This is a genomic window from Solimonas fluminis, from assembly GCF_002930645.1.
GTDB lineage: Bacteria > Pseudomonadota > Gammaproteobacteria > Nevskiales > Nevskiaceae > Solimonas_A > Solimonas_A fluminis.
The window spans coordinates 361,136-378,790 of record NZ_PSNW01000003.1; the positions used below are offsets into that span (position 1 = coordinate 361,136).

Below are 17,655 nucleotides of genomic sequence, written 5' to 3' on the forward strand. Positions count from 1 at the left end.
ACGGTATCCCAACAGTCTCCCCACCGAATCCCATGAACATCCGTCACTGGTCCGCCGGTCTGCTGCTGTCCCTGTCGATGCTCTCCGCGCAGGCGGCCGAGGTGCTGGACCGGATCGTCGTCGCCGTCAACGACGGCGTGATCCTGCAGTCCGAGATTGACCGCGCGATCGAGGATGCCCAGCGCCAGATCCGCGAGCGCAACATCAAGCCGCCGTCCGACGAGGCCCTGCGCGGCCAGGTGGTGGAACGCCTGATCCTGACGCGCATCCAGACCCAGCGCGCCGCCCAGGCCGGCATCCGCATCGATGACCGCGAGCTCAACGAGGTCCTGACCAGCATCGCCCAGAAGAACGGCCTGAGCCTGTCGGAGTTCGCCACCGAGCTGCGCAAGGACGGCCTGGACTACCTCGCCGTGCGCGAACAGGTCCGCGACGAGGTGCTGGTGCAGCGCCTGCGCTCCAAGGAAGTGGAGAGCCGCATCTCCGTCACCGATCAGGACGTGGACCTGCTGCTGCAGCAGCTCGGCGGCAACGAGAACGTCGAATACCGCCTGTCGCACATCCTGGTGGCGATCCCCGAGGGCGCCAGCAGCGAGGTGCGCAGCGCCGCCCATGCCAAGGCCGAGGGCCTGCAGAAGCGCCTCAAGGCCGGCGAGGACTTCGGCCAGATCGCCATCGCCTCCTCCGACGGCCAGCAGGCACTCCAGGGCGGCGACCTCGACTGGCGCAAGGCCAGCGACCTGCCGACGCTGTTCGCCGCCACCGCCGGCAAGCTCAAGCCGGGCGAGGTCAGCGACCTGCTCGAGACCACCGGCGGCTTCCACCTGATCAAGCTGGTCGGCGTGCGCGGCGGTGAAGAGCGCAAGAGCGTCAGCGAGACCCGCGCCCGCCATATCCTGGTGCAGCAGAACACGCTGCGCACCGACGAGCAGGCCCGCCAGCTGGCGCGCGATCTCTACGACCGCGTGCAGGCCGGCGAGGACTTCGAGAAGCTGGCCAAGGAGTTCTCGGACGACCCGGGCTCCAAGAACAGCGGCGGCGACCTCGGCTTCCAGCCCCCCGGCGTGTTCGTGCCGGAGTTCCAGATCCGCCTGGACCAGCTCAAGCCGGGCGAGGTCAGCCCGCCGTTCCGCACCCAGTTCGGCTGGCACGTGGCCAGCGTGACGGACCGCCGCACGCGCGACACCACCGAGGAGTCCAAGCGTGCCCGCGCCCGCCAGGCCATCGGCAACCGCAAGGCTGCGGAGGAGTACGAGCTGTGGCTGCGCCGGCTGCGCGAAGAGGCCTACATCGAGTACCGCCTGCCGGACGACGCCGCCAACGCGGCGCAGAAGTCCTGATCGCACGCCCGCCGGACCCATGCTGCCGCGCCTGCTGCTGACGCCGGGAGAACCCGCCGGCATCGGCCCGGACCTGGTCGTGGCCGCCGCCCAGCGTGCCTGGCCGGCCGAGCTGGTTGCGGTGGCCGATCCCGAGCTGCTGCGCGAACGCGCCGAGCGGCTGGGCCTGCCCCTGGAACTGCGCGAGGTCGACTTCGGCGAGGACCCGCGCGAGCACGAGTCCGGCCGCCTGCGCGTGCTGCCCGTCCCGCTGGCAGCGCCGGCGCAGCCGGGCGTGCTCGACGAGCGCAATGCCGAGTACGTGCTGGAAACCCTGCGGCAGGCCACCCGCGCCTGCCAGCAGCGCCACGCCGACGCCCTGGTCACCGGCCCGGTGCAGAAGAGCATCATCAACGCCGCCGGCATCCCCTTCACCGGCCACACCGAATTCCTGGCCGAAATGACCGGCACCGCGCTGCCGGTAATGATGCTGGCCGCCGGCAAGCTGCGCGTGGCCCTGGCCACCACCCACCTTCCCCTGCGCGAGGTGCCCGACGCCATCACCCAGGAACGGCTGCGCGCCGTGCTGCAGGTGCTCAACGACGACCTGGAGTCGCGCTTCGGCATCCGCCGCCCGCGCATCCTGGTCTGCGGCCTCAACCCGCATGCCGGCGAAAGCGGCCACCTGGGGCGCGAGGAGATCGAGGTGATCCGCCCGGTGCTGGACGAGCTGCGCGCGCAGAACTGGCGCGTGGAAGGCCCCCTGCCGGCCGACACCCTGTTCACCCCCCGGCACCTCGACGGTGCCGACGCGGTGCTGGCGATGTTCCACGACCAGGGCCTGCCGGTACTCAAGTTCGCCGGCTTCGGCGAGGCCGTGAACATCACCCTGGGCCTGCCGATCATCCGGACCTCGGTGGACCATGGCACCGCGCTGGAACTGGCCGGCAGCGGCCGCGCCGACCACGGCAGCCTGGAGTCCGCGCTCCACACCGCCCTGCAGCTGGTGCAGCGCGGGCAGGCCTCCGGCTGACATGCAGCACCAGGCCAAGAAGCGCTTCGGGCAGAACTTCCTGCACGACGCCAACGTGATCGAGCGCATCCTGCGTTCGATCAATCCACAGCCGGGCGACCGCTTCGTCGAGATCGGCCCCGGCCTGGGCGCCCTGACCGCGCCGCTGCTCAAGCGCACCGGCGAGCTGCAGGTGGTGGAGATCGACCGCGACGTGATCCCGCACCTGATCGAGGCCTGCGGCCACTCGGAGCAGCTGCACATCCTGCAAGCCGACGCGCTGACGGTGGACTACGCCGCCTTCGCCGACGGCCGCCGCCTGCGCCTGGTGGGCAACCTGCCTTACAACATCTCCACCCCGATCCTGTTCCACCTGCTGAAGTTCGCCGGCGCCATCGCCGACATGCACTTCATGCTGCAGAAGGAAGTGGTCGACCGCATGGCCGCCCTGCCCGGCGAGGAGGCCTACGGCCGCCTCAGCGTCTCGCTGGCCGCGCGCGCCGAGGTCGCCCACCTGTTCGACGTGGGCCCCGGCGCCTTCCGCCCCGCGCCGAAAGTCGACTCCGCCATCGTGCGCCTGGTGCCGCGCCCGCCGGCCTTCGAGGTCCGCGACTGGGCCTTGTTCGACCGCGTGGTCACCGCCGCCTTCTCGCAGCGGCGCAAGACGCTGTCCAACGGGCTCAAGGGCATCCTCACCGCCGCGCAGATCGCCGGGGTGGGAATCGATCCGGGGATTCGCGCCGAGCGTTTGGGAGCGGAGCAGTTCGCGAACCTGGCGAATCTGCTGGCGGCTTCCGGCTAGAAGCAGGGATGCTGGCGACTACGCCAGGCGGGTGCTTTCTCTCTCTGAGAATTCGTTTGCTTGGGGGAGTTACAAGAGCCCCCAGAGTCGGAGCGCTGCCGAGATTGATGTAACCTGCTCGCCGAGGCGGCGTCTGTCCCCCGCGCCGGCAGGGATTCACCGTAGTGGGGTAGAGTGCGGCCGAAGCAGACCAGCACCCATCCATGATTGATCCCCTGATCGTTCTCCTCATCGGATTCTCCGTCATAGGACTCGGCATCCTGCTGGTCGCGCACCTGTTTTTCATGGATACGGTGCAGAAGACCCGGCGCGGCATGGCGGCATGCGCCGCGCTCACCCTGCTGCTGGTGGGCTTGCAGCTGCAGCACCTTCAACATCTGTCCAGTGGCGCGGACCTACTGAACTCCGGACCCTATGCCTTCATGCTGTGCGCGGTCCCCGCCGCTTTCTACTTGTTCAGCCGCGATGTCCTGCTGCCGGACGTGCCACTGCGCCTGCGTGACCTGCTGCACTTGGCGCCGGTGCTGGCCGCGGCCTTCCTGCCGCCCAATTGGGTCGCGGTCATGTCCTTCGTCGTCGGCGCCGGCTATTCCGTGTGGCTCGCGCGCCTGGTCTACGGCATGCGCCGCAACGTCGGGCGCTTCCGCTTCGAGATGTTCTTCTTCGGCCTGTTCGCGCTCATCGCCGTCGGCGTACTGGCACTGGTGATCGCGCTGCCCTGGACCGGCGCCCCGCTGTTCTATCGAGCCTATGCCGCCGCCATCGGCGTTTCCGTAGCCTTGGTGATTTCTGTCTTGCTGATCTATCCGCAGATCCTCACCGACATCCACGAGGCCGCCAGACTGGCCTACGCCAACTCCACCCTAAAGGGCGTGGATGTGGAGGGGCGGCTCGAGGCGCTCAACAGCCTCATGACCCGCGACAAGCTCTACTGCAACGAGAACCTCAGCCTGGCCCTGCTGGCCGAGGCCATGAACCTCAGCGCGCACCAGCTCTCGGAACTGATCAACAGCCGCTTCGGCGTCAGCTTCCCGCGCTACATCCGCGAGCTGCGCGTGGCAGAGGCCAAGGCCATCCTCTCCCGGGATCAGCGCTCCTCGGCCCTCTCGGTCGGCATGATGTGCGGCTTCGGCTCTCAGTCCGCCTTCTACGCCGCCTTCCGCGAAGTCACCGGCGAATCACCCGCCGCCTTCAGGAAGAAGCAGCCCACGGCCTGAAAGCGTCCGGGTTTATATTCCTGGAATCGCGCAGGTCATTGATTTTGCGGCGCCTGGAAAATACTTGTTCCGGGATTAAAAGGCCGGAAGCTTGGGCCCGGCCCCGCCCCCAATCTTCCCTGGCAGCGCGCAATCCGGCGCGCCAGAACCCCAAAGGAAGAACCCGTGCTCAACACCGCCAACTATTTGGTCTACCTGGCCTTCAGCGTCTTCATCACCGTCTATGTCTCGCGCAGCCTCAGCAAGAACGGCCTGCCCTTCCTGGTCAAAGCCTTCGGAGGCGACCGTGAGTTGGCCGGCTCCATCAACCACCTGCTGGTCGTTGGCTTCTACCTGGTCAACCTGGGCTTCGTGCTCCTGCGCATGAACACCGAGGTCCAGATCGACAGCCTGGAACAGCTCATCGTCTACCAGGCCTCGGGGCTGGGCCTGGTCCTGTTGGCGCTCGGTCTCGCCCATTTCTTCAACATTTACGTCATCCACCGCATCGGCAAAACCGCCGCCGCGTCGCTCCCGCCCCCGCTCCCCAAGGCCAGCCCCTGAGCCGCCAAGCCACCCCTGCCCGCCATCTTTCCTGGATCAACCAGGGGCGCGGGCAGGGCAATGGCTCTGGCAACCAGCTTGTGTGGGCGGGTCTTGACCCGCCTGGTTCGGAAGGCGGGTCGGTGAATCAATTCCTGTCGGCTACGCTCGTGCTCACGGCACACTGTTGTGCATGGTCGGCGAAAAGTTGAACCTCGATCGCCTGACCCCTGCCGACGCGAGGCCATGCGCATTCGCTGGAGCATGACTGCGCCATCCAATTGGACCGCCCCATGCTGCGTGTCGTGTGCCGGCGACGGCCTGATGACGAAGCTGCAACGGATCTGGACCCAGAGGGTCAAGCAAGACGTTGCAGACGCGGAACTCCGCCCCCTCAAAGGTTTCCAAAATCCGGATACGGCGCAATACTGCGTCCGTCCGCACTAGCCGGAGACCCGCATGGCCAGCTACCAGCACATCCTCGCCGCGGTCGACCTGGACCCGCTCGGAGAACGGGTGCTGCGGCGCGCCCAGGACATGGCCCGCCTGTTCGGCGCCCGCCTCAGCGTCCTGCACGTGGTGGAGTTCATCCCCATGGACAGCGGCGACGCCCTGATGATCGCCACTCCGGACCTCAATCGCCAGCTCGTCGAGCAGGCCCAGCAGCAGGCGGAGGAACTCTGCGTCCGCTGCGAGGTGCCGAAGGAACAGCTGCTGGTACAGCAGGGCTCGGCCTCCGCTGAAATCAAGCGGCTGGCCAAGGAACGCGCGGTGGACCTGATCGTCATCGGCCATCATCCGCGCCGCGGTCTCGCCGCACTGTTCAGCCATACCGACGAGCACGTGGTGCAGCGCGCGCCCTGCGACGTCCTGGCCATCCGCCTGCCCGACTAGGGCCTGCGGCACTGCCGCGGCATCGTCCTAGAGCGGCTGCAGTTCCTGCGGCTGGATGAACTCCAGGAACGGGTCCAGCTCCATCCCCCGCTGCAGGGCCTCGCCCCCGAGGTGCCCGGCACCGGCACCGGCCAGCGCTGCCAGCTGCGCGGCGGAATCCACATCGCGTACCAGCAGGGCCATGCCCAGCTGGCGCGCCAGCACCGGGAGCTGCCCCTGGGCCAGGCCGGGCAGGCCGGCTCCCGCCACCAGCAGGCTCAGCGGCGGCGCGCCGTCGGGCAGCGCGGGGATGACCGTGTCGGCATGCAGGCCAAAGCGCAGGCCGCGCCGGATCAGCGCGAGCACGGCGTCGTGCAGTGCCAGCGGCTCGTCGCCGGAGGCCCTGAGCACCAGCACCAGTTGCGCGGGGGCGATGCGGAAGCGGTCGATCAGGTCGGCAGCGTACAGGCCGAAGTCCGCCGTGCGCAGCTGGAAGGCGGAAATGTCCACCAGCAGCGGCGGCATGGCGCGCTCGCGCCGCGCGGCCTCGGCCAGCAGCTCGCAGGCCCGGTAGATGCACCACAGCTCCAGGTCGGCGCGCACGCCGGCCTGCTGCGCCGCCAGCACCGCCTCGTCCTCGCCGATCAGCCCATGGCGCGAGTGCTGCCAGTCGTAGCGCAGCAGGGCCGCACTGAGCGCGCCACCCTGCACGGCCGTCACCGGCTGCAGGCGCGCGCGGAACTGGTTGAGCGCGATCGCGGTGTGGACTTCGCGCTGCAGCTCCAGCCGGCGGCGGCGCTCGGGGGCCAGGTCGGCCTCGAACAGGTGATAGCGCGCTCGCCCGGCCTGCTTGGCCTGGTACATGGCCGAATCGGCGTAGCGCAGCAGGCCCTCGGTGTCGGTCTCCACCAGCGGATACAGCGCGATGCCGATGCTGGGCGTGACCGGCAGGGACAGGCCGTCCACCAGCAGCGGCGCGTGGAAGCTGTCGAGGATCTTCTGCGCCAGGCGGCCGGCATCCTCGCGCGTGCGCAGGCCCTGTGCCACGATCACGAACTCGTCTCCGCCCAGGCGCGCCACCGTATCGGCATTGCGCAGGCCCTGCTTGAGCCGCTCCGCCGCGGCGCGCAGCACGCGGTCGCCGGTCTCGTGGCCATGGCGGTCGTTGATCGGCTTGAAGCGGTCCAGGTCGATGAAGAACACGCCGACCATGCGGGCATTGCGGGCGGCCGACAACAGGGCCTGGTCGAGGCGGTCCTTCAGCACGGTACGGTTCGGCAGGCCGGTGAGCGCATCGAAATGCGCCAGCTGGTGCAGCCGCTCTTCCGCCGCCTGGCGCTCGGTGATGTCGGCGACGATCGCCATGAACACCGGCGGCTCTTCCTCTCGCGAGAAGTTGAGGCGCACCTCCACCGGGTAGCTGCTGCCGTCGGCGCGGCGGTGCCGGCAGCGGTAGCTGAGGTGTCCGGTATCGCCGCCGCGCAGGCGCGCGAGATAGGACTGGAACATCGCCGCATCCAGGTCCTCGCTGATCTGCAGCGGCGTCATCTGGGCGAGCTGCTCCAGGCCATAGCCGAGGTTGCGCTGCGCGCCGCGGTTCACTTCCAGGAAGTACAGGGTCTGCGCGTCGAAGATGTAGATCTCTTCCATCGCGCTGTCGAGCAGGCGGCCGAGGCGCGAGGCCAGGTTTTCGCCGCGCAGGCGTTCGGTGATGTCGCGGATGATGACGACCAGGCCGGAGCTGTCGTCCACGCTCATCGGCTGCACCCAGAGCTCCACCGGGAAGGTGGTGGCGTCCTTGCGCCAGCCCACCACCTTGGGCAGGTGGGCCGCAGGCCGCGCACCGATGTAGTCGCCGATGCGCACACCCGGCGTATTGAGGAAAGGCACCGGCATCAGCTTGGTGACGGTCACGCCGGCCATCTCGTCCCGCGAATAGCCGAACATGCGCTGCGCACGCGCGTTGGCGGAACGCACCACGCCGGCCGGATCGGTGGTCAGCAGGCCCTCGTCGAGATGATCGACCACGCTTTGCGACAGGCGGGCCTCCCGGCGCAATGCTTCGAATTGCCGCGTGGAGGCGGTCAGGTCGCGGAACAGCATGGCGGCGCCATCGACCACGCCGTCGGCATCGCGCAGCAGGCAGGCCATCACCTCGACCGGGCGGATCTCGCCGCCGCGGGTGCGCAGGGAGCAGGGTTGCGGCGGCAGGTCCTCGCCCTCGCGCAGGCAGCGCTCCACCGGCGTGACCTCGGGAATGCCGCCCTCGCCCACGGTATGGAATACGGTATAGGCCGGCCGGCCCTGCGCGTCGGCGGCACTCCAGCCGGTCAGGCGCTCCGCGGCGGAGTTGGCATAGCGGATGCGCGCGTCGCGCCCCACCAGGAAGATCGCGTACTGCAGGCCATCCAGGGCCCGGCCGACACGCTCGCGAAGGCTCTCCCGCAGTTGCCAGGTGATCTCGGGCGGAAGCTGGCCCGCCAGCCGGCGACGCCCGTCCAGCCGCCTTCTCCAGTCGACCACCGGCTGCAACTGCCGCCGCAGGCCGTAGCCGAAACCTCCCAGCAGCAGCAGCGCCAGCAGCATCTGCGCACGCGCGCCCTGGCGCAGGGCCTGGATCGCCGGTTCGGAAACGCGATGGGCCCCGTTGAAGAGGCGGAAGCGGACGACATAACCGGGCGCCGCATCCAGCGCCGGCCGCTGGCTGTCCTCATGGCTGCGCAGGACGTAGAGCAGCTTGCGCAGCTGTCGCTGCACGGCGGCGGGAAACGGCAGGTCCAGCCTGTCGTAGACGCCCCGGCGCAGCAGAAGGTTGCCGCGCGCGTCGGAAACGGCGATCTGCGCGAAGCCGGACGCCGGGGCCTTCAGCAGTGCGTCGATGCGGCTGCCAAGCGCCCGGTCGGCGGGCCAGGCGGCCGCCAGGACCGCCAGTTGCTGCAAATCCGGGCCGACGGCGCGCAACTCCTGGCTGCGCTGCAGGGATTCGGCCCGCCACTCCTGCCGCAACCCGGAGAACAGCAGCAGGCCCGCCGCGGCCAGGCCGGCCAGCAAGGCACCGGTCACCCAGGACGGCCGATCGGCGCTGGCGTTCATCGGCGTCGGGGCGTCTGCGCGGAGCGGGTGGCCCGGCCGGGTTACTTCCCGGAGGAGAACTTCTCGCGGTCCAGATGCTCGGGAATCGCCTGCTCGAAGCTCTTCAGGTAACGCGCGTAGACGCGGTCGGCCATCTCGCCCGGCATCGAGGCCGGCGTGGGGCTGGCGGCATTGCCGCCGGCCTGCAGGTCCAGCCAGGCGCGGGCTTCGTCGCCATGCACCGGCGCGGCAGCGGCCGGGGCGGCTTGCGCGGCGGGAGCCTCGGCTTCCGGCTCCTGGGCCTGGGCCTGGGCCAGCAGCGCCGGGGCAGCCAGGGCCATCACGATCAGCAGTTTCTTCATTTCACACCTTGGCTCGTCGCCACGCGGCTGGAAAGGTTTTGCGCCTGGCGGCGCAGTTTGGCCAGGCTCTTGTCGTCGACGCCACCGGCCGCGGCCACGCGCTTCACGCCGGCCTCGTCGTGCGACAGGATCAGCAGCACGATCAGGTTGTTGCGCGCCTTGTCCAGACCGGGCTCCAGTTCGACCGCGGTGGCGAACTCGGCCAGGGCCTCGCGATAGCGGCCGCCCGACATCAGGGCATAGCCTAGATCGTTTCGCATCTCGGCGCTGGTGGGCTGCCGTTGAACGGCCTCGCGCAGGTACTGAACGGAGGCATTGAGATCGCGCGGCGCATACAGCAGGCCCAGGCCGCGATAGGACTGCGCGGCATAGCGGCTGCGCAGCAGCTGCCGGTAGAGCTTCTCGGCATCGCCCGGCTGGCCCAGGTTGCGCCGCGCCTCGGCTTCCAGGAAGCGCAGCTCGTCGCTGTTGCCCTCCTGGCGCTGCTGCTGCTGGATATGTGCCAGGGCGGCGTAGTACTGCTCCTGGGCGATCAGGGCCTGGATCACGTCGGCGTAGACCGCGCGCCCGGACTTTTCCTCGTCCACCTCGTCCAGCCCCTCGGGCCGTGAGGAGGAGGATTGCGCCGCGGAGGGACGCAGGCTCACCTCGCGCCCCGCCGCGCCCGAACCGGAGGCGCAGCCCGCCGCCGCCGCGCAGAGCAGTGCCGCCAGGGCGCTGCGCGCGAACACGGCCGGCAGGGAGGCTTCAGCGGGCATTGACGTCGCCCAGCGCCTTGATGATCGACGAGAAGGCCGGCCCGGCGACGAAGATCATCAGCGCCGGGAAGAAGAACAGCACCATCACCACGGTCATGCGGCCGGAGATCAGGTTGACCTTCTCTCGGGCGTCCAGGGTGCGGCGCTCCTCGAGCACCGACAGCACTTCCATCAGCGGCTGGCGGATCTCGCCGCCGTAGCGGTCCACCTGGCGCAGCACGCCCAGCACGCTGACCAGGTCGGGCACGCCCAGCATGTCGCCCAGGTTCTTCAGCGACTCGGACATGTCGCTGCCCGCCTCGATCTGGCGCAGCAGGATCTCGAATTCGCGGCCCAGTTCCGGCAGCACGCCGCGGCTGTCGCGCACCAGGCTGGCGAAGGCCTGCCGCGTCGACAGGCCGGCGTCGAACAGCATGGCCAGCAGGTGGATGAACAGCGGCACCTCGCGCTTGATGCGATCCTGGCGCGAGGACGCCGCGCCGCGCAGGATCCAGCGCGGCACCAGGAAGGACAGGGCGGCGGCGACGAACACCGCCAGCGCCGTGTACATCAGCTTCTTGTGCTCGGGACCCAGCAGCCAGAAGGCCAGGACCAGGCCGGCCAGCACCAGCGGCAGCACGGTCTGGAAGGTGTACCAGGCGATGCGCGCGCTGGCGCTGCGCCAGCCGGCCTGCAGCAGCAGGCGGGCGGACTCGCCCTCCTCGTCCACCATCGCCTCGAGGTTCTTGCCGCCGCGCACCATGGCCTGCAGCAGGGGCCGGTCCTTCTGCTCGAGCTCGTCGACCGGCGCCGCCTCGGGCGAAAGGCGGCGCTTCAACACGCGCTCGTTGCGCGAGAACACGGTGACGAAGATCACCGCCAGGATCGCCAGCACGGCGACCAGGATGCCGCCCGCGACCAGGGCTGCGAAGACCTGCGGGCTCATGCGCCGTCCTCCACCGAACGCATCATCCTGAAGATGACGCCGATGCCGATGAGCTGCATGACGATGGAGCCGATCAGCATGTTGCGTCCACCCGGATCGACCCACATCTGGCTGTAGTAGCCGGGATTGCGCAGCACGATGATCAGCACTAGGACCACCGGCAGCGCGCACAGCACCATGGCGGAGAAGCGCGTTTCCGCGGTCAGTGCGCGCAACTCGCGCGCGGCCATGTCGCGGGTGCGGATGGCCTGGATCAGGCTGCGCAGGATGCTGCGCAGGCTGCCGCCGAACTTGCGGTTCACCGAGGCCGCCAGCGCCAGAACCTTCAGGTCGGCGATCTTGTGCACCTCGCCCGCCTCATACAGTACCGTCTCGACCGGCGCGCCCAGGCGCACCTGGCGGCCCACGGACGTGAACAACGGCCGGATCGGATCGGGGCTCTCGCGGGCGGCGGAGGCGAAGGCTTCCTCCAGCGTATTGCCCGCGGACAGGATGCGGATGGCCGACTCGAGGAAGTCCGGCAGCTGCTCGACGATCTTGTTCCGGCGCGCCGCCGCGCGGCGGGTCAGGAACAGCCAGCCGAACAGCAGCAGCACCGCCACCAGGATGCTGCCGCCGAACCAGCCGAAAGCGATCAGCGCCGCCGGCACCAGCAGCACCAGTACCAGCAGGATGCGCCCGACCGTCGCCGGGTCGAGCTCCACGCCGGTGCGCCAGATCAGGTGGCAAGCCCAGCGCAGGATGGGATTGGCGATCCGGTTGTTGCCCTTGAGGCTCGGAGCGGCCAGCACGGCGTCGTCGATGTCCCCGCTGCCCGAGGCGCGCAGGCGCAGCTGCACCTCTTCCTGGCGCTCGCGCTGGCCGGCCCGGATGAAGAGCCAGACGGCACCGGCGACCAGGATCAGCGCCAGCAGGAAAACCGCGATGGAGACGTTCATAGCGCCGACCCCCGGAGATCGCGATGCTGGCCGCTTTCCACGTCATAGCGGAACACATCGCGGAGGATGAGATCATGCCCCTTGGCGCCGACGACCTCGGTGATGGACATCAGGCGGCGCTGGCCGCCGGGCAGGCGGGCCACGTGAACCAGCAGCTGGATCGCGGAAGCGACCTGGGCGCGGAACGCGACTTCCGAGCCGTTGTAGCCGGCAAAGCCCGCCAGCAGCTCCAGGCGGTGGACCGCGTCGTGGGTGCTGTTGGCGTGGATCGTGGTCATCGAGCCGTCGTGGCCGGTGTTCATGGCCTGCAGCATGTCCAGTACCTCGTCGCCGCGCACCTCGCCGACGATGATGCGGTCGGGGCGCATGCGCAGCGCGTTGCGGACCAGGTCGCGCGCGGTGACGGCGCGCTCGCCTTCCAGGTTGGGCGGGCGCGTCTCCAGCCGCACGACATGCTCGTGTTCCAGGCGCAACTCGGCAGCGTCCTCCACGGTGAGGATGCGCTCGCCCGGCGGAATCCACTGCGACAGCAGGTTGAGGAAGGTGGTCTTGCCCGAGCCGGTGCCGCCGACCACGATCAGGTTGGTGCGGTGGGTGACGCGATGCTTGAGGTAGTCCAGCGCTTCGCGCGACACCGAGCCGTAGCGGACCAGGTCCTCGGCCGTCAGCGCCGACTTGCGGAACTTGCGGATCGAGATGCAGGGGCCATCCAGCGCGATCGGCGGGATGATGGCATTGACGCGCGAGCCGTCGGGCAGGCGCGCATCGACCATCGGGTTGGATTCGTCGATGCGGCGGCCGATCGGCGCCAGGATGCGCTGGATCACGCGCACCACGTGCGCGTTGTTGAAGAAGCGTACCGGCGCCACCTGCAGGCGGCCCTCGCGCTCCACGAAGATGCGGTCCGGACCGTTGACCACGATGTCGTTGACGGTCTCGTCGTCCACCAGGCCCTGGATGGGCCCGAAGCCCATCAGCTCGTCCTTGGCATCCTTGGCCAGGGCCTCGGATTCGCGCTGGTTGATGGGCAGGCGCTGCTCCACCACGTAGCGCTTCACCGCGTCGGAGACGAAGCGCTCGATGCGCGCGGCGTCCCAGTCGTCGAGGTCGAGGTTGCGCTCCTCGATCTGCTGGATCAGGTGCCGGTGGAAGTTGTTCTTGACCTGCTGGTACTGGTCGGACAGGCGGAAGCGGAACAGGGCCGGATCACTGCTCATGCCGGGCCTCCCCGCGTGAAGCCGCGAGCGGAGGTGGAAGCCGGAGGTGTCGTTGCCCTTCGCATCATGTCACCGGATCGCCGCTAGCTGAACAGCTTGCCGAGCAGGCCGCCGCTGCGGGCCGGCGCCGGCGCCGCGGTGCCGCCGCTGAGCAGGGTCTGTGCCAGCAGGCGCACGTCCTCGCAGAAGGCATCCTTGGGCGCCAGCGCGAACATCGGCTCGCCGGCGTTCATGGCCTGGATGCGCGCATGGCCGCTGCTGGCCAGCGTGCCGGCCAGGGGGATGTCCAGCAGCTCGGCCAGGTTCTCGGGCTCCAGCCCGATGCGCTTCTGGTACTGGTCCACCACCAGGGACGTACGGTCCAGCGGGGTATCCTCCAGGCGCAGGGCGCGCAGCAGGTACTTGTTGTGGCGCGACATGATGATCGACTGGTTGGACAGCAGCAGGCTGCGGTCCGACTGCGCCACCACCGCACGCAGGCCGTCCAGCGGCTGCAGGCCGTCCAGCGCCACCACCACGCAGCCGAAGAGCCCGCGCATCACCTGCAGCAGCTTGGTGAACTCGTCGATGTTGATCTGAGGCCGGCCCACGAGGTCCTCGGGCAGGCTCAGCACGTAGATGCCGCTGGCATGGCGCGAGAACGCCGTCTCGACCAGCGTCTGGTCGGCGCGATAGACGTCGTTGATCGCGTCCAGCACGCTGTAGGACTGGTTGATGTTGAGGAAGATGGTGCCGGCGCCGGGAGGCAGCGCGACATCGACGAACAGCACCCGCTCGCTCGAGGGGATCTGCCTGGCCAGCGCCAGCGCCAGGTGGCCGGCGACGAAGGCCGTCTCCGGCAGGGAGTTGGCCGACAGCACCGAGAACAGCTTGCCCTGCTTCTGCTGGGTCTTGGCCACCGTGGTGGTCCGGCGCAGCAGCTTGGCCATCAGCGCCGCGACGTTGGCCTCGTCACGCCGCAGCACGAAGAAATCGCGCGCGCCGGCGCGCATGGCCGCCAGCACGATGTCGGGGCTGTTCTCCGCCGCGCCCAGGCCGGCCGCCGGCACTTCCGGCATGCGGTCCAGCAGGCGCTCCACCATGGCCACGCGGGTTTCCACGTTGGCGGCGTCGAACTGGAAGAAGACGATATCGACGCGCCCGAGCATCTGGATGCGCTCGATCAGGTCGTCGGCGTCCAGCGGACGCAACAGGGAGAAGTCGGTGCTCTGGCCGGCCGCATTCTGCAGCCAGCTCACATACACCGGATCATCGGCGACGACGACAGCCTGGGTTTTCATCAAAGACACCCGCCCACTGAGAACTCCTTGATTCTAGTGCAAAACCCACGGGCCTGGCCGCATGGCCGGGCCGCGGTTCCACCCTGCCGCGAAGACCCTCCGGGTCCTAGCGGCTGAATCCCGTTTCCGTGCTCGCGTCCTCGAAGAACAGCTGCCCCGAAGCCGGCCGGTAGCCGTCGTACTTGGACCCCGGCAGCGGCGGCAGCTGCACTTCGCGTGCCAGCGGCCGCACCAGCCTCGGCGTCACCACCATCACCAGTTCCTTCTCCTCCCGGGTCATCTCGGTGGCGCGGAAGAAGGCCCCCAGGATCGGCAGCTGGCCCAGCCAGGGCACCTTGTCGACGTTGCGGCGCAGGTTGCTGCTGATCAGGCCGGAGATGACGAAGCTCTCGCCGTCACCCAGTTCGATGCTGGTTTCCGTGCGGCGCACCAGCAGGGCCGGCACCGTCACGCCGCCGCTGGTGACGCCGGCGTTGAAGTCGAGGTCGCTGACTTCCGGCGCCACCTTCAGCGCGATGCGGTTGCGCGCCAGCACGGTGGGCGTCAGCGCCAGGCGGACACCGAATTCCTTGTATTCGATCGTGATGCTGCTGTTGCCGGAGCTGCTGCTGCCGCCCTGCACCACCGGGATCGGGAACTCGCCGCCGACCAGGTAGGTCGCCGTCTGGCCGGACATCGCCACGAGGGTCGGCTCCGCCAGGGTGCGGGCCAGGCCCTTGCCCTCGAGCATGCTCAGGGCGCCCAGCAGCTTCGAGCTGGCGCTGTCGATCACGAGGTTGAAGGCCTCGTTGAACGGAGGCAGCACCGAGGTCCCGGTCTCGTTCAGCGTCGGAGCCGAGCCGGGGTTGCCGAAGACCGCGCGGGTACGGCCACCCGAGTAGATGGCATTGAAGCCGAAGCGCTGCGCGGTGGAACGGCTGATCTCGGCGATCTTGACCTGGGTCTGTACCTGGGTCTCCAGGGCCACGTCGCTGCCGTCGGCCAGCTCGCCGTCCTTGGGAATGGCGGCCGCGAGCTTGGCGCGGCGGTGGGCCGTGAGGTTGGGCAGGCGGCCGGTGACGCCCTGTCCCGGATTGACCTGGGCCTGCGCCAGCTCCGGGTCGTTCTGGACGGCGGTGGCGGTCGGCAAGCGCGGCGGCACCACCTGCACGCGGAACTCGCGCGGGTGCTTGGCGCCGCGGTTCCAGACCGTAAGGCTGGTGACGCCGATCTTCTTGCCGTTGACCAGCACGTCGTGCAGGCCGCCGACGGTCACGTCGGCGATGGCCGGATCGCCGGTGGCCACGCGGCTGACCGCCTGGCTGTCGCGGATGATCTTGTGCAGGCCCAGCTCAACGGTGATCCAGGTCGCATTGGCCTGTGCCGAGGCCTGCAGAGGCGCCGCCAGCAGCAGGCAGGAGAGCAGCGCCATGACCATCTTCTTGTAGATCTTCATCGGTCCGGTCCCTTATTGCACGATCACGGTCTGGGTGTTGGAGCCGCGGATCACCTGGACTTCAGGGCCCTTCGGCTGGTCCTGGCGCCGGGCGATGGTGCCGGGCTTGGCCAGCTGGCCCAGGGCCATGGCGGGCACCTCCTCGGGCTTGGGCTCCGCCGGCGGCAGTTCCGCGTTCTCCGCCTGCTCCTTGGCCAGGCCGTGCAGCGCCAGCCGCAGGTCGCCGGCGCTGTCGCCGAGCAGCAGCTTGGTCACGTCCTTGTTGGGCACGGCCAGCACCGCCGTGCGGCGCGAACCTTCGCGGCGCTTCTCCTCCTGCTGGCCGTCCTGGGCCTCGCCACCCTCCGGGCGGTCGATGATCAGCTCCTGGTAGGCCAGCACGCGCACCTTCTCCAGCAGCACGCGGGTCTGCGGCTGGTCGATGTTGCCGCCGCCGCTGAGGTAGACCAGCACGTCGACCACGTCGCCGGGCTGCACGAAGCCGCCCACCGCGATGACGTCGGAGATTTCGACCGACACGGCCTTGTGGCCCTCGGGGATCGAGCGCGCCAGGATGCTGCCTTCGGTGAAGTAGCGCTGCGTGACCGGCGCGCCGGTGTCGATATCGACCAGCGGGGTCTTGCCGACCACGTCGTCGAGCGTGGTGAAGGGCTTGACCGGCGCCACGGAAACCGGAACCAGGGCGAGGGCGTCGCGCTGGATCGGTTCATAGGCCAGCAGGGGCTTGGTGGCCACCACCACCAGCGTCTGCTGCGCCTTGGCGTCTGCGGCAGCCTGCTGCCGTTCCTGCTCCGCCTTTTCCGCCTGCTCCGCCTTCTCGGCGAAGCTGCGGCTGTACTGGTAACCCACGGCGGCCAGCAGCACCGCCAGAAGAACAGCAACGACCGCGACGATCTTGAGCGTAGTGCTGCTCATGAGCCCCCCTACGATGAACGACATGGAAACAACTGCAGCTTACATCGGCAACCGCTCTTGCGCGAAGAGCGGGAAGCAACGGTGGGATTCGCCCGATCTCCGGTGAATCCGCCCCTCAAAACCAGCCCGTCGACGGCAACAGGACGGGCCCACCCAAAAGCTCCGCGCCGAATGCCAGCGCGAAGGCGCCGGCGGCCGGGAATCGCGCCTTGCGGTCTCCCGCGAACAGGCGCAGCCACACCAGGGCCAGCAGGCCAAGGCCCAGGCCGGCGAGCAGGAGCATATCCAGGGTACGTTGCAGCCCCAGCAGCAAACCCAGGCAGGCCGCGAACTTGACGTCCCCGGCGCCCATGCGCCCCAGCGCATAGCCCGGCAACAGCAACAGGAAGACAGCCCCCAGGCCACCGAGGGAAGACAGGATGCCGGCCCCCAGGAGCCCGCGTCCGTTCACCAGCAGCGCCAGCACGGCGACCACCAGCAGCGGCAGCAGCGCCAGGTTCGGCACGCGACGCGTGTAGGCGTCATAGGCCCCGACCAGCAGGGCCCACAGGCCAACCGTGATGGCCAAGCTTCGATCCCCAGAACAGGTAGTGACCCCGACGGATTCATGCCCCGGAACAGTGCGGGCAGGCGGGGTTGGCTGTACTGCTAACTAAAGACGGGCTGCACCGGAGTGCAGCCCGTCCGTGTAACGCCCCGCGCGATTACTTCTGCGCGTTCGTGAGGCCGTCGTTGGCCTTGTTGAAGAGGTTTTCCAGGCCGTTGCCCAGGAAGCCCAGCACGACGATGATCGCGACAGCGATCAGGCCGATGATCAGGCCGTACTCAACCGCGCTCGCGCCTTCTTCATCACGGAGAAACTTCATCACTTGATTCATTGCAACGCTCCAAGAGGGTGTGGTCAAGCGGCCATCTCGCGAGCCGCGCAGGTACTATGCAAGGATCGTAAGTGCCCGTCAAAGAAGCTGATTGGCGCTTTCACTACCGCTCATCGGCCGCCGGAAATGA

Annotated in this window: 17 protein-coding genes; 6 read left to right on the forward strand and 11 right to left on the reverse strand. The window is 68.9% G+C overall.

Translation table 11 applies throughout. The features are described 5' to 3' along the window. Positions 1 to 32: 32 nt before the first annotated feature. The 6 genes from C3942_RS08040 (at position 33) to C3942_RS08065 (ending at position 5,766) form a co-directional block, all read left to right on the forward strand. Entirely contained in the window at positions 33 to 1,340 is a 1,308-nt protein-coding gene (locus C3942_RS08040; RefSeq protein ID WP_104229855.1) for a peptidylprolyl isomerase, read from the forward strand. 19 nt (positions 1,341 to 1,359) lie between these two features. Then, a complete protein-coding gene (gene pdxA, locus C3942_RS08045) occupies positions 1,360 to 2,352 on the forward strand; it encodes a 4-hydroxythreonine-4-phosphate dehydrogenase PdxA (protein WP_104229856.1) in 993 nt (330 codons plus the stop codon). 1 nt (position 2,353) lies between these two features. Then, positions 2,354 to 3,133: a 16S rRNA (adenine(1518)-N(6)/adenine(1519)-N(6))-dimethyltransferase RsmA gene (rsmA, locus tag C3942_RS08050; protein WP_104229857.1), complete on the forward strand. Its 780-nt coding sequence runs from the start codon at positions 2,354 to 2,356 to the stop codon at positions 3,131 to 3,133. Between the two features lie 203 nt (positions 3,134 to 3,336). Continuing rightward, positions 3,337 to 4,350: an AraC family transcriptional regulator gene (locus C3942_RS08055; protein ID WP_104229858.1), complete on the forward strand. Its 1,014-nt coding sequence runs from the start codon at positions 3,337 to 3,339 to the stop codon at positions 4,348 to 4,350. Positions 4,351 to 4,515: 165 nt separating this feature from the next. After that, positions 4,516 to 4,893 (forward strand): hypothetical protein, encoded by a 378-nt coding sequence (locus C3942_RS08060; RefSeq protein WP_104229859.1) that lies wholly within the window; start codon positions 4,516 to 4,518, stop codon positions 4,891 to 4,893. A 438-nt stretch (positions 4,894 to 5,331) separates the two neighbouring features. After that, positions 5,332 to 5,766, forward strand: coding sequence for a universal stress protein (locus C3942_RS08065; RefSeq protein WP_104229860.1), 435 nt, complete (start codon positions 5,332 to 5,334; stop codon positions 5,764 to 5,766). Between the two features lie 27 nt (positions 5,767 to 5,793). On the opposite strand, the gene C3942_RS08070 is transcribed toward C3942_RS08065, so the two are convergent. The 11 genes from C3942_RS08070 to C3942_RS08120 form a co-directional block, all read right to left on the reverse strand. Beyond that, positions 5,794 to 8,838: a sensor domain-containing protein gene (locus C3942_RS08070; protein WP_104229861.1), complete on the reverse strand. Its 3,045-nt coding sequence runs from the start codon at positions 8,836 to 8,838 to the stop codon at positions 5,794 to 5,796. A gap of 41 nt (positions 8,839 to 8,879) precedes the next feature. Continuing rightward, positions 8,880 to 9,179, reverse strand: a complete 300-nt coding sequence (locus C3942_RS08075) for a DUF3613 domain-containing protein (RefSeq protein ID WP_104229862.1) — start codon at positions 9,177 to 9,179, stop codon at positions 8,880 to 8,882. Continuing rightward, positions 9,176 to 9,937: a tetratricopeptide repeat protein gene (locus C3942_RS08080; protein WP_104229863.1), complete on the reverse strand. Its 762-nt coding sequence runs from the start codon at positions 9,935 to 9,937 to the stop codon at positions 9,176 to 9,178. Before C3942_RS08080 ends, C3942_RS08075 begins: the two co-directional genes overlap by 4 nt. Then, positions 9,927 to 10,862 (reverse strand): type II secretion system F family protein, encoded by a 936-nt coding sequence (locus C3942_RS08085; RefSeq protein ID WP_104229864.1) that lies wholly within the window; start codon positions 10,860 to 10,862, stop codon positions 9,927 to 9,929. The genes C3942_RS08080 and C3942_RS08085 overlap by 11 nt, the downstream gene beginning before the upstream one ends. After that, the gene (locus tag C3942_RS08090; RefSeq protein WP_104229865.1) at positions 10,859 to 11,800 is read right to left on the reverse strand and encodes a type II secretion system F family protein; all 942 of its coding nucleotides are present in this window, start codon (positions 11,798 to 11,800) and stop codon (positions 10,859 to 10,861) included. Before C3942_RS08090 ends, C3942_RS08085 begins: the two co-directional genes overlap by 4 nt. Continuing rightward, complete coding sequence (locus tag C3942_RS08095; protein WP_104229866.1) at positions 11,797 to 13,017, reverse strand: TadA family conjugal transfer-associated ATPase; 1,221 nt, start codon at positions 13,015 to 13,017, stop codon at positions 11,797 to 11,799. The genes C3942_RS08090 and C3942_RS08095 overlap by 4 nt, the downstream gene beginning before the upstream one ends. A gap of 83 nt (positions 13,018 to 13,100) precedes the next feature. Beyond that, entirely contained in the window at positions 13,101 to 14,297 is a 1,197-nt protein-coding gene (locus C3942_RS08100; RefSeq protein ID WP_104229867.1) for a CpaE/TadZ family protein, read from the reverse strand. A 106-nt stretch (positions 14,298 to 14,403) separates the two neighbouring features. After that, the gene (locus C3942_RS08105; protein ID WP_104229868.1) at positions 14,404 to 15,732 is read right to left on the reverse strand and encodes a type II and III secretion system protein family protein; all 1,329 of its coding nucleotides are present in this window, start codon (positions 15,730 to 15,732) and stop codon (positions 14,404 to 14,406) included. A gap of 12 nt (positions 15,733 to 15,744) precedes the next feature. Beyond that, a complete protein-coding gene (cpaB, locus tag C3942_RS08110; protein ID WP_165797378.1) occupies positions 15,745 to 16,647 on the reverse strand; it encodes a Flp pilus assembly protein CpaB in 903 nt (300 codons plus the stop codon). A 115-nt stretch (positions 16,648 to 16,762) separates the two neighbouring features. Further along, a complete protein-coding gene (locus C3942_RS08115; RefSeq protein ID WP_104229870.1) occupies positions 16,763 to 17,215 on the reverse strand; it encodes a prepilin peptidase in 453 nt (150 codons plus the stop codon). A gap of 136 nt (positions 17,216 to 17,351) precedes the next feature. Next, complete coding sequence (locus C3942_RS08120; protein ID WP_104229871.1) at positions 17,352 to 17,525, reverse strand: Flp family type IVb pilin; 174 nt, start codon at positions 17,523 to 17,525, stop codon at positions 17,352 to 17,354. Positions 17,526 to 17,655 lie beyond the last annotated feature (130 nt).